Source organism: Streptomyces albidus (ex Kaewkla and Franco 2022) (genome assembly GCF_013870515.1).
GTDB classification, from domain to species: domain Bacteria; phylum Actinomycetota; class Actinomycetes; order Streptomycetales; family Streptomycetaceae; genus Streptomyces; species Streptomyces albidus.
Genome location: NZ_JACBXA010000017.1, coordinates 38,892 through 50,967, shown reverse-complemented (window position 1 = coordinate 50,967; position 12,076 = coordinate 38,892). Strand labels below are relative to the sequence as shown.

Genomic DNA, 12,076 nt, shown 5'->3' with positions numbered 1-12,076 from the left:
TTTGAGCCGAGAGCTCCTTGCCCCTAGCTCGTACGGCGGGCGAGCCCCGGCCGCTCGTGGATCCTCGGTGAACACTATTGACCGGTCAATTGAAGTTTTGTAGAGTCATGTGACGTCAGCGTCGTTCCACATGCAGACCAGGCAGGAGATCGACATGAAATATCAGGCAAGGGCCCCGGCCTCTAGCTCACATCACCGCCCGAGAAGGGCCGGCCTCACGGAACTCCCCCACCAAGAGCTCCACCCACGCCCCCACCGCCGTAAGCACATCTGAGTCCAGCAAGTCTCGAACGACCGGCTCTTTCAAGGGCAGCGAACCGGTGATCACCGACACGATCGCTCACGGACTTCCCCAGCCCAGGGACGACTATCGAAAGCCGAGGCCAGCGACCCTTGCGCCTTGCGAATCGAGGTGGCCGACGGCCCGCGCATCAAGCGGGGCGCCCGGCTTCCTAACCCGAAGTCTCCGCTGATGCAGAGGGCTGGCGACTCCGCACGGCACGGCCCCAGGCTGAAGGCGCCATCCCGCATGTCGGGCAACCGCTCAGGCTGACGCATCTACTCCGCCACGCACTGGGCTCTCGGATCATCCGTCACATCTGCGTGAAGCGGCTTTGCCCACCCCTGCACAGTCATGCACCACCAACCGCCGAAGCATCGCGCCGCTCGCGTGATGGAGGGAGGAGGAATCTCATGACCGACCTGGATCCCCTTGCCTGCAGGACCACTCAGGGCCGAGCCAAGGATGCAGCAGGCGGACTCCACTCCAGCGCTCTCGCGGGCCTGGCCGTAAACCGCCTCAACCCGACAAGGCCGGCCCACGTCGAGGCGCCTCCCGCCTCCTTGCCCCTCATCGGCTGCGCACCCTTGGGCTCTGCATCCCCGGTGGACGTGCTGATCCACGTATCGAAGCAGGTCCGGCCAGTCGACTCCGAGGTTGCCCGCGGTGATCGGCAGTCGCGAGTGGCTCTGGGGCAGCGGCTCAGCGAGACGAGGCGGAGACCGAGGGGAGCGTTGACGAACCCACTGTTACCAGTCAATTGAAAAATTGTACGGTCTAACCATGACCGAGCCAATTTACGTACAGATCAGGCGAGAGCTCGAAGCGAAGATCCAGGCCGGAGACCTCGGTCCTGGCGCGCGGCTGCCGACGGAGATGGCCCTCTCCACCCAGTACGGCGTCAGTCGAGCGACGGCCCAACGAGTCCTCAACGACCTGGCCGATGCGGGACTGGCGATCCGTCGGCGGCGCCACGGAACGTTTGTCGCGGACGTGACGAGACAGATCAATCTGCTGAATTTCATTTCTCCCACGGCAGCGGCGAAGAGCGCACCGGGCAGACACGACGTCGTTTCCGCGCGGATCGTCAGGGCCGACGCTGCCGTCCTCACTCTTCCCGGTGCTCCCGCTGACACGGCCGTGGTGGAACTGGTCCGCCGCAAGCTCGACGTACGCGACGCGCCCCAGTCCGTCGAGCGGCATGTCGTTCTCTTCGCGATTGCTCCCGACCTGCTGGACGAAAACCTCGAAGACCTCGTCACCCTCCCGTATTTGCAACGCAAGGGAGTTCCGATCGATGCAATCCGCCTCTACCTCGACCCGGTGATCCTCGACCAAGACGACGCCAACCTGCTCGACAGCGAGATCGGAACGCCGGCACTCATGCGACGCAGGGAATTGCGTTCCAAAGACGGAGGGTGCCTCGAAGTGGTCACGACCCTCGTTCGTCCGGGAACCGCGGAGTTCTTCATGGAGCTTCCCCTTCCTGCCACGTGAGCGGCGCGTCGCCGCAAGAAAGGAATTACCCGAACAATGAAGGTCATCGTCATCGGTGCAGGCGTACTGGGCGTGAGCGTCGCACGGCATCTCGCCCTCGCAGGCGAGGAGGTTCTTCTCCTGGATCAGGGGGATGCAGGCACCGGTACGACCGCCACGACCTTTGCCTGGGTCAACTCGTACCGAAGGCTCGCTCCGGACTACCATCGGCTAGGCCTCGCCGGCATGGAGGAACACGCCAGGGTGGCCGAGCAGCTGCGCGGCGTGCCGTCGTACTTTCCCAGCGGGGCGCTCCAGTGGGCGGATTCCTCAAGTGAACAGTGGCTCGCCAGCAACGTGGAAAGACTGCAGTCTGTCGGCTACGCCGCCCGCTGGGTCACCTCTGAGGAAGCAACTCGGATAGCAGGCGATGTCCGGATCCCGGCAACCATCACTTCCATCGCGCATTTCCCCCACGAGGGATACGTTCTGCCGGATCTCTTCGTGAGCAACCTGTGGGCGGATGCCGAGCAGCACGGAGCCAAGTCCGCGATCGACAAGGTCGTCGCCATCGACGACAGGCCTGGCGGAGTGTCCGTCACGCTGGCCGGAGGCGAAGTCTGCACTGGCGATCGAGTCGTTCTGGCAGCGGGCCGCTGGACAGAACGGCTCGCGGCACAGGTCGGTATCGACGTTCCCATGGTGACGGATTTCGGTCGTGGATCGCAGACTGTCGGTCTTCTCGGGTACGCCAAATCCCCGGAACTCGACCTGCACTGTGTGATCCACAGTCCCGGCCTCAATCTTCGCCCCGCAGCCGGCGGACATACCGTCCTGCAAGCTCTCGATCTGAACGCCGAAGTCGACCCGGTAGACCCTCCATCCGCGGACGGGGACATCGCGAAGACCATCACTCAGCGATTCACCGCACTGCTGGCCGATCCGAGCCGTGCACCGGAGATCGACCTGCGAATCGGCTTCCGGTCACTGCCCGTTGACGGCCACACCGTCGCCGGCTACGCCTCCCCCCGGTCCCGCGTCTATTGCCTCGTCTCACACAGCGGAGTCACCTTGGCTCCGATTCTGGGACGACTGGTCGCGGCCGAGATCGCAACGGACCAGGAACAAGACCTTCTGCGGGCCTTCCGGCCCACACGATTCATCGGTGTACGGCGCTCGGACATCGAGGCGCCCCAGCGCGCCACTGCTCTGGGTGAGCAGTAGCCGACAGCCCTCAACCGCAGTTCCCTTCCCGGAAGGCCTCATTACATGCAAATGCAAACCAAAGACAAGCGCGAGATATCCAGCAAGGGTGAAATGAGCAGGCTGTTCCGTGTGATCGGCGCGATCGAGCGTGCCGGGAACAAGCTCCCCCACCCCTTCTGGCTCTTCTGGATCCTCGCCGGAGTACTGAGTGTTGCCAGTCTCGTGCTGGCTCTGTTCGACGTTTCTGTCACGCTGCCGGAGTCGGGAGACCATGTTGCGGTCAAGAGCCTGCTCTCCCTTGAGGGGGTCAAGTTCGCCGCGAGTTCCGCGCTGGACAATCTCGCGGCGTTCCCGCCTCTTGCTGTCATTCTCGTCATGCTGTTGGGAGTCAGCGTCGCCGAGAAGAGCGGGTTTCTTGAGGCACTTCTCCGGATCACAGTGGTCCGTCTCCCCGGCCGATGGGTGACCTTCGCGATCGCATTCAGCGGCATGATCGCTCACGTCATGAGCGACTCCGCCTACCTCGTGATGATCCCTCTCGGGGCCCTGGCCTTCCGCGCGGCAGGACGCAGCCCCGTGCTCGGGGTGATGGTCGCCTACGTGTCGGTGTCGGCCGGGTTCAACGCCAGCCCCCTGGTGACACCGTCCGACGCCATCCGTTCGTCGCTGTCGGCCACGGCCGCGCAGACCGTCGACCCCAACTACGTGATCACCCCCGTTGCCCCGTACTTCTTCTCCGCCGTATCGTCCCTGTTCCTGGCTGTGGTCATCACATTGGTGGTCGAACTCGTTCAGGCCCGGCGGCCCGAATTCGCCCGGTCGCCCGAGGAGGACTCCCCGACCGTTGCCGCCAGCGGCGACGAACTTGCGGACGAGCACGCTGCCGTCCCGGACATCCATCTCACGCCGACGGAAAAGCGGGCGCTCAAGCTGGCGGCCGGCGTGTTCGTTCTCTACGCGGCGTTGGTGATAGCTCTGGTATCAGTGCCGGGATCGCCGCTGCTCGGCGAGGGCGGAAGCATCGTGAATTCGGTGGTCGTGGTGAACATCAGCGTGTTCATCGCCCTGCTGTTTGCGCTGCTGGGGTTCGTCTACGGTCGAGTCGTAGGAACCGTCCCGTCGTTGTCCTCGGTCCCGGTGATCATGACCGAAGGCGTCAGCAAAATCGCCCCCGTGATCGTACTCTTCTTCGCAGTCTCGCAGTTCCTGGCCTACTTCAAATGGTCCGGTATCGGATCCGTGTTGACCGTCCAGGGCGCCGATCTGCTGCACTCGTTGAACGCACCCCACCTGCTTATTCTGCTCGCCATCCTTCTGTCCGTCAGTCTGCTCAACATGCTGATCACAAGTGGCTCGGCGATGTGGTCAATTCTCGCGCCCATTCTGGTCCCCATGGCGATGTATCTGAGCATCAGGCCGGAAACGGCCCAAGTCGCCTTCATGGTCGGCGACTCGGTCACCAACGCTGTGACCCCGATGAGCCCTTACTTCGTGCTCGCCCTGGGATTCGTGCAGCAGTACCGAAAGGACGCGGGGATTGGAACCCTGATGTCCTTCACGGTGCCGGTCGCCTTCTCCATTCTGATCGCATGGTCGGCATTCTTTGCGATCTGGTACGGCCTGGGCATCCCGCTGGGGCCTGGCGTACCCATCCGCTGATCATCCATGTTGGTGGCCTTCCGCGCCGACTCGACGCGATGGATGACCGGGTGCTCGCCGTTGGCCAGCGAAGCGGCAGCGAAAAAGCTCTACAGCTCCCGACGGATCGCCCACCTCAAGAGGAGCGGGATGATCCAGTGGTGCACCGGCGCGATCGCCGCCCACACAGCCCTGCCGACACGGCTCTCGAAGCGCACGTACGTGGACCAGATCAGCCCTGAGTCGTCCACGGACACGACATTGCGCGCGATGAGCAATGGCGAGTGCGCCTCCATGACGATCGCGCTGGGCTCGGACTCCGCGACAGGCCAGCCCAGCACATGCTTCGCCGAAGAACGCGGCCCCAGTTGCAGGCCGAGCACACCGAGCCAACCGGCTCGCAGGAGCCACTGCAGGGCGGGCGGTGCATCCTCGAATGCCGCCCGCGCCCAGTGCTCGGGCGTCCGGGACGGCAGGTCGATGGCTGATGCGGCGAATGCCGAGGCGTAGTGGGCACCGCCGGGATCCACCGCGGTGCGGAGGACGAGGGAGGCCCGCGAGGATGGCATGGACGAGAGTCTAGGAGGCAAGCGCCCCTGCCGAGGTCAATGTTCTGCGCGGCGAGGGAAAGTCACGGCTGTCGAAGCTCGGGCTGCGGCTCGTGGGCATCTTCCCGACCCTGCGGACTATGACTCGGTCGTCACTGGCACGCCCGCTCCAGGTGGAGAGCCAGAAGGCCAGGTCTTCGAAACCGTTGACGGAACGGCCTTGGGGCGGAGGGCTGTTGGTGCTCCAGGCCGCAATTCTGAAGGGGCTGTATTCAGAGTTGCGCGTACGAGGCCGTGCCCGGGGGCCACATGCGGTCGCGCCGTCCCGGTTCGGGGAACGTTCGCCGCCGACTGGAGTGACGACCGGCTAGTGCCAGCCATCATCAGGCCAATCAACCGCTATGCCCACGAACGTCGCCACTGACCCGGCAAACTCCGTTGGGTGGCGGCGCATGCCTCAGGCTGCCCGCTCCGGGCCAGTGGGGAGCGCATCCGGCAAAGCCCGATGAGCCTGAACAGGATGGGGGCCGCCTCGTGCGAAGAAGTGACGTCCGGCAGCAGGAAGTCCGCGACGCAGTCGCACCCAGTGCAGCTGAGGGCCGAGCGGCGCGTACTCCGGCCTCCGCTCGACGTCGAGCTACGGCGCACCCCGCGCCTTGTGCGCCGTGAGGTGGCCGCGAGCTCGCGACGGCGCGGCCTGGGCGTTGCCGGTGGCGCTGGCCGTCGACGCCGTCGGCACCGGCCTCTATCTCCCGCTCTCCATGGTCTACTTCCTCAGCGTCACCGATCTGTCGGAGGCCGGCGTCGGCCTGCTGCTGACTGCCGCGGTCGCATGCTCGTTGTTGTTGCCGCTGCTCGTCGGGCGGATCGTCGACCGCATCGGGCCGCGGCCGGTGGTGATCACAGGACTGTTGCTGCAAGCCGCTGGATTCTCGCTCTACTTGGGGGTGGCCGGACCGGTCTCGCTGTTCCTCGCGGCGCTGGTCGAGGCGGTAGGGCTGCGTGTGTACTGGTCGTCGGTCTTCGCGCTGATCGCCGACCAGGCGGACGGGGAGGCCAGGGACCAGTGGTTCGCCCGGGCGGGCATGATCCGGGCGGCCGGCACAGGCGCGGGCACGGTGCTCGCGGGCGTGCTGCTCGCTCTCGCCTCACAGCAGGCGTACCGGGGGATGGTGCTGGCGGATGCGATCTCCTTCGTCGTCGCGGCGTTGGCCGTAGGGCTCTTCGTCCGCGGTGCACGACGGCCAGCCGGCACGCCTGACGGTCAATCCTGGGACGGGGTACGGCAGTTGCTGCGCAACAGACCGTATCTGGGGCTGATCGGCGTGAACGTCCTGTTCAACATCTGCACGGTCTTTCTCGCCGTGGCGATGCCGGTATACGTCAGCCGCGGGTTGCACGCGCCCGGCTGGGTGGTCGGTGTCCTCCTCACGATCACCACCGTGGTCGTGGCCACTTGTACGGCCGAAGTCACGCGCCGATCCCGTCAGTTCACTTCGCGGGGCGGTGCGATGGCCTGGGGAGGATGGCTGTGGGCGGCCTGGTGCGCGGCCGCCGCCCTGGCGGTGCTGCTTCCGCAGGGTCCGCTGCTGGTCGGCTACCTGGCGCTGGTGATGCTGCTGTGGGCAGCGGCGGAGATGCTGCACGGACCGGCCTCGAACGCGCTGTCCGCTGAGGCGGCGCCGAAGGGTGTGCGAGGGACCTATCTGGCCGCGTTCCAGTACTCGTTCGCCACTGCCGACATGGTGACACCCGGCCTCTTCGGCGTCCTGTACGACGTGAACCGGGTGCTGCCGTGGGCGGCCGTCGGCTGCCTGGCGCTGACCGCGAGCATGGCGATCCGGCCTCTGGAACGACGGTTGTCGAGCGGCGCAGCGTCGCAGGGAACTGCGCGGGCCGCCGAGGTAGTCGACTGACTACGCGGCCATTGATGTGTCTCCCTCCGGACCGAGTTCACGCGATGCAGGTTCAATCGTCGAGCTTGAAGTACGTCCTCGAGGGCCGCCCCCACAGGGGCGGAGCTGACGCTGCAGCATTATGACCTGCGCGAACAGGCCCTGCGAGGACGGGAGTTCGGCGGGAACGACGCGCTTGCGGTGATCAAGTCAGCCATGTTGCCAACTGTGGTGGCGTCAGGGATCACGGGTACGCGAGGTTTGGCGGCGGGTGTATTGCACATGTACCACTACGATCACTGATTCCCCCCACGAGAGGCACCGCATGAAGAGAACGTCGATACGCGGCAGCTTGCGCAGAACTCTGTTCATCCTGTGCGGCACCGTGACTCTGGGCGCGACAGCTTTGAGCGCGCCTTCCGCGGCTGCCTTTGAACGCGCACCTCACTCCCCCGCAGAAGACTCACGTTCCCGCGGGTGCGTCATGGTGTATTTCGATCTCGGCGAGACGCTGGTTCATACGGCCGAGGACGACAGTGTCCGGTACATGCCGGGAGCCGAAGAGCATCTACGGGCGCTGCGGGCGCGCCACATTCCGGTCGGTCTGATCACCAACGTGCCGTCCGAATGGGGCTCAACGGATGAGGAACGTGCGGCCGAGCTGCGGAAGGTGATCAACAAGGACTGGGAGGGCGACCGCCCCTTCGCGTGGTCGGACTTCGAGGACCGCATCTTCACCCCCCGGACGGAGGCCGAGCGCAAGCCGGCACCCGTGCTGTGGAACCGCGCCGCGCAGTCCTCAGGCAGCTGCCGGTTGGTGTACCAGGCGGAGACCGCTGACGAGGTTCAGGAGGCACGTCCGCTCGGCTATGTCGCTTACCAGACGGGCCGGCCCAACTGGCCCGCCTACCTGCCGGCGCGGTTGATCGCCGCCCTGGCACACCTTCCGCATGGAGGGGCGGAGAGGGCCGGCGCTCGCTGACGCGGTCACGCGTATCCGGCATGCGCCTTTCCCCCTGCCTTGTGTCCGACGGGACGATCCCAGTGCAGGCGGCTCGAATTCCGCGAACAGCGGACGTCGGCTGCGCCGCACATCTGGATGAAGGCAGGGGGAACAGCGCCGCAACGTCACTCGGGTGGGGCTGCCGGATCGGGGCTGCGGCCGAGGCCCGCTCAGTGCGTTTGCCGGTCGTTCACGTGGCTTCGGGGTCGAGCTCAAAGGTGAAGTAGATGCTCAACGTGTAGGGCTCGTCCTCGTCGTGGGCAAAATCCCATGAAGCGTCCACGAGGAAGACCTCGTGTTCCCCCACCCATTCGTAGGCCTTCTTGAAGGCTTCCGCGGCAGTGGTCGCGGGGAAGAGTTTCCTGGCCATGGGATGCACTTGGGACTCAGCATCCGTGTCGTCGAAACCCTCCGGAACATCCAGGCAGAGGCCGGGATCGAGCTCCATGGACTGTGCCCCTTCCAGTCAGCTGCCAGTACGAGTCGGCAGGCTGCGTTCTGAACCTGACGCCCGGTAAGACGGCAATGCACGCAGGGACGTTGCTTCTGACGGCCGCCCAACACCACGGCAAGTCGGATGGGTTGAGTCGACGGATGTGCGCAGTCGTCAATTCGTCGTCGTCTGACTGGAATCAGGTGCTGCATGTGATGCCCCTTGCGGGCCTCAGTCGGCTGTCGAACCGGGTTCAGGGCGCCGTGAATAGCCTCGGGAAGCGCAGAGCGAGCCAGGGCTTGCGGCCCATGTGAATACGTGGCCTCGTGGCATGGCTCCCGAGGGGCCCTGTCGGCCGAGCGCCGTGAGGAGGAAGGTGACCGGCTCGGTGAGAACGGTGCAGTCCGGGCTGCTGGGCGGCGGCGTGCTTACAACTTTCGCCGGCCCATCAGCGTTAACTGGATTACATTGGAACACTTCCACATAGGGGTTTGAATGCCGCAGATCGCGCTGTCGTCCGGAGCGATTGACTATCAGGACACCGGCGGTGACGGGCCGGTGCTGATTTTCTGCCACGGGATGCCGATGAACGAGACGCAGTGGCGCAAAGTGGTGCCCCTGCTGAACGGGTATCGCTGCATCTTGCCCACGCTGCCTCTGGGTGGACATCGTCGGCCGATGAACCGGGACGCCGATCTGTCCCAGCGTGGTGTCGCACTGCTCGTGGGTGAGTTCATCGAACGTCTCGGCCTTGATGGCGTGACCCTCGTCCTCAATGACTGGGGCGGTGCCCAGTTCCTGGTGTCGGAAGGGAAATCCCAGCGGGTTGCGCGCCTGGCGCTGGTGGCCTGCGAGGCATTCGACAATTTTCCGCCAGGCCCCGCTAAGGCGGCTGCGGCAGTGTGCGGGGTTCCCGGGGGCGTCTGGCTCCTGACGCGCCTCATGCGTATCCCCTGGTTCCGGAACAACCGCAACGGATACGGCGGGATGAGCCTGCGCGGAATCCCGGACGACATCCTGGACGACTGGTTCGCCCCGGCGACCCGGAGCAAGGCCATTCGCAGGGACTTCGCCAAGTTCGCCGCTTCAGCGCCCAAGCGCGAGACCCTGCTGGCCTGGAGCGAGCGACTGCGTGACTTCGACCGCCCGGTGCTGGTCGTCTGGGCGACTGAGGACAGATTGATGCCGCGTGAGCACGGCCGTCGGCTGGCCGAACTGTATCCGCAGGGCCGGTTGATCGAGATCGCTGACTCGTCCACCCTCGTCCCTGAGGACCAGCCCGAACGACTCGCCGAGGTGCTCACCGAATTCCTGGTCGAGACCGGAGCAGGGCCGGTGCGAGAGGCCGGCTGAGTCGAGAGTGGCGGGGCGTGGCTTCGTTGATCTGTGGGAGCAGCGCTTGTCGACGAGTTCTGGAGGAAGTCCATGATCAACCTGCACTCGGATCCCGAGTGGAGATGACAGCAGTGCCGTGGCCGCGGGCCCGGACGGCCAGCCGTACCTGTCTCAGGGGAGTTCGCCGTCCGCCTGCGGCTGCCGCCTGGAAGATCTCGGGTTCCGGCTTCTTGCGGCCGATGTCTTCGGAGATGACCCAGCCCTGAACGATCTGGTCGAGTCCGGTGCTACGGATCTTCGCTCCCTGCTGAGCGGTGCGGCCAGCCGAGTTCGGCCGTCATTGGCGCGGCACGACGCTGCCCGCCGGGGTGGTCAGCAGCGGCCGCAGGAGTCCGCTGAGGCCGGGGAGGCTTGCCAGTTGGAGGAACTGGTTGCGTGCAGCGATCCGCCATCGGGTGCGGGGGACAAGCCAGTTCGCGGTGCGACGGCCCGCGTCTTGCTTCCGCTCGACCGCGGGTTTGACCTCTGATTCGTATCGGGCGAGCGCTGTGGGGACGTCCCCGCTGCCGCGCAACTCGGCGGCGAGGACATACGCACCGCCCATGGCCATGGCGGCGCCCTGCCCCGCGAGCAGCGACACCGCCTGGCAGGCGTCTCCCACGAGCGTGACGCGGCCGCGGCTCCAGGTGGGCATCTCGATCTGCGCGACCTGGTCGTAGTACAGCTCAGGAGGCTGCGGACAGCGGGCGAGCGCGGTGGGGACGACCCATCCCATGTCCGCATAGACGCGCTGCAGGGTGGCTCGCGGGTCAGCCGGCCGCGTGGGATCGGAGGCGGTGTGGGAGTAGAACGCTGCGACGCGCCCTTCACGGAGGGGGTAGCAGCCGGCCTGTCTGCCGGGGCCGGCGCGTAGCTTGAACGTGCCGGCCAGTCGGGCGTGGAGTTCCTCGTCGGTGAAGACGTGCGCGGCGGTGTGGTAGCCGAGGTATCGCAGGTACTGACGCTCGGGACCGAAAGCGAGGTCGCGGACGCGCGAATGGATCCCGTCCGCGCCGACGAGGAGGTCCGCGTCCTCGTGCGTCCCGTCCGTCAGGGTGACGTCGACTCCGGACTCCGTCTGCTCCACCGCCACGATGCTGCAGCCGAAGCGCATGCTCACCCTTTCGCCGACAGCACGGTGGAGGACGTGCTCGAGGTCGCCACGCATCAGCGCGAGGAGACGCCCGTCCTGAAGTCTGCGGAACGTCTCGTAGTTGACGCTGCTTCGGCGGCGGCCGCCGTTGTCGACGTAGCTGACTTCGCTGATGTCGTAGCCGAGTTCGTTCAACTCGGGCAGAAGCCCCATCAGTTCGGCGGCGTCGTAGCCGGATGCGAAGAAGTCGATCATGTAGCCCTCGGGGCGTGGGCCCGGGGCGTGCTCCACGACCACGACGTCCCACCCGTCCCGCTCCAGGAACCAGGCAAGGGTGAGGCCGGCTATGCCGGCACCGCAGATGACGGCTTTCATGGTTGATCAGGTCCTTCCGTGGCGAGGCGGGTCAATGGGCCGGCGAGCGTGGAACCTCGCAGTGACGGGTTCAGGACGCGATGAAGGATCAGGCCGTCGAGCGTGGCGGCCAGCACTGCCGCTGTCGGCTCGGAGTCGCTCACCCCGTTCTCCCGGAGCCACGCGGCCACTGCGTCCCGGAACTCGCTGAGCAGTTCGCCCAGTTGGGTGCGGAGGCGCTCCTCGCGGGCGGCGGCGAGGAACGCCTCCGCCAGCAGCAGCGTGGCCGGATCATCGGGCTGGGATGAGTCCAGACCCGCCAGAACACGCGCCACGCCACTCGCCACGTCGGGTGCTGAAGTCAGCTCCTCCAGTGGACCCTTGAGGGCTGCTCGGCTGAACTGCAGAGACGCGTCGATCAGCAGGTCGGTCACCGACGGGAAGTGATAGTGGATCACCCCGAAGGGGACGCCCGCCCGCTCAGCGATCTTCCGGGTGGTGACGGAGCCCCAGCCCACCTCGGTGATCAGCTGCACCGCCGCATCGAGCAGCCGCTGCCGAGTCGCCCGACCCCGTTCCCGTGACGCAGATGGCACGTCCACACCTCCTCCTCGATATTTGTACGATTGACCTGTACGTCCGTACAATAACATGTGTCCACCCACGGCGGACTACGCCGACCGCTCAGCGCAAGTGCCGGTCTCATCGGATGTCGGAGTGATCGCCCGGGCTCCTACCGCCACGCCGGGAACGCCAGCAGGGGCAGCAACTGCCAG

At 66.0% G+C, this 12,076-nt stretch carries 10 protein-coding genes; 6 read left to right on the top strand and 4 right to left on the bottom strand.

Annotated features, from left to right (window positions below; translation table 11 throughout):
* Positions 1 to 1,063: 1,063 nt before the first annotated feature.
* Genes H5J26_RS05455 through H5J26_RS05445 form a run of 3 tightly spaced genes read left to right on the top strand, consistent with a single transcriptional unit; the run spans position 1,064 to position 4,621 of the window.
* The gene (locus H5J26_RS05455; protein WP_181764540.1) at positions 1,064 to 1,777 is read left to right on the top strand and encodes a GntR family transcriptional regulator; all 714 of its coding nucleotides are present in this window, start codon (positions 1,064 to 1,066) and stop codon (positions 1,775 to 1,777) included.
* 36 nt (positions 1,778 to 1,813) lie between these two features.
* Positions 1,814 to 2,980, top strand: a complete 1,167-nt coding sequence (locus H5J26_RS05450; protein WP_181764539.1) for an NAD(P)/FAD-dependent oxidoreductase — start codon at positions 1,814 to 1,816, stop codon at positions 2,978 to 2,980.
* A gap of 51 nt (positions 2,981 to 3,031) precedes the next feature.
* Positions 3,032 to 4,621, top strand: coding sequence for an AbgT family transporter (locus H5J26_RS05445; RefSeq protein WP_235980418.1), 1,590 nt, complete (start codon positions 3,032 to 3,034; stop codon positions 4,619 to 4,621).
* A gap of 89 nt (positions 4,622 to 4,710) precedes the next feature.
* On the opposite strand, the gene H5J26_RS05440 is transcribed toward H5J26_RS05445, so the two are convergent.
* Entirely contained in the window at positions 4,711 to 5,169 is a 459-nt protein-coding gene (locus H5J26_RS05440) for a DUF2867 domain-containing protein (protein WP_181764538.1), read from the bottom strand.
* A gap of 644 nt (positions 5,170 to 5,813) precedes the next feature.
* On the opposite strand from H5J26_RS05440, the gene H5J26_RS05435 reads away from it, so the two are divergent.
* Positions 5,814 to 7,064, top strand: coding sequence for an MFS transporter (locus H5J26_RS05435; RefSeq protein ID WP_181764537.1), 1,251 nt, complete (start codon positions 5,814 to 5,816; stop codon positions 7,062 to 7,064).
* A gap of 463 nt (positions 7,065 to 7,527) precedes the next feature.
* A complete protein-coding gene (locus H5J26_RS05430) occupies positions 7,528 to 8,025 on the top strand; it encodes a hypothetical protein (protein ID WP_181764536.1) in 498 nt (165 codons plus the stop codon).
* Between the two features lie 211 nt (positions 8,026 to 8,236).
* Here H5J26_RS05430 and H5J26_RS05425 read toward each other — a convergent pair whose 3' ends face one another.
* Positions 8,237 to 8,494: a hypothetical protein gene (locus tag H5J26_RS05425; protein ID WP_181764535.1), complete on the bottom strand. Its 258-nt coding sequence runs from the start codon at positions 8,492 to 8,494 to the stop codon at positions 8,237 to 8,239.
* 480 nt (positions 8,495 to 8,974) lie between these two features.
* Here H5J26_RS05425 and H5J26_RS05420 point away from each other — a divergent pair, with 480 nt between their 5' ends.
* Positions 8,975 to 9,832 carry an alpha/beta fold hydrolase gene (locus H5J26_RS05420; protein ID WP_181764534.1) on the top strand — a complete coding sequence of 286 codons (858 nt, stop codon included), beginning with the start codon at positions 8,975 to 8,977 and terminating at the stop codon, positions 9,830 to 9,832.
* Between the two features lie 319 nt (positions 9,833 to 10,151).
* Here H5J26_RS05420 and H5J26_RS05415 read toward each other — a convergent pair whose 3' ends face one another.
* Together H5J26_RS05415 and H5J26_RS05410 are read right to left on the bottom strand one after the other, a co-directional pair.
* A complete protein-coding gene (locus H5J26_RS05415; RefSeq protein WP_181764533.1) occupies positions 10,152 to 11,321 on the bottom strand; it encodes an FAD-dependent oxidoreductase in 1,170 nt (389 codons plus the stop codon).
* Positions 11,318 to 11,896, bottom strand: a complete 579-nt coding sequence (locus H5J26_RS05410; protein WP_309237786.1) for a TetR/AcrR family transcriptional regulator — start codon at positions 11,894 to 11,896, stop codon at positions 11,318 to 11,320. Before H5J26_RS05410 ends, H5J26_RS05415 begins: the two co-directional genes overlap by 4 nt.
* Positions 11,897 to 12,076 lie beyond the last annotated feature (180 nt).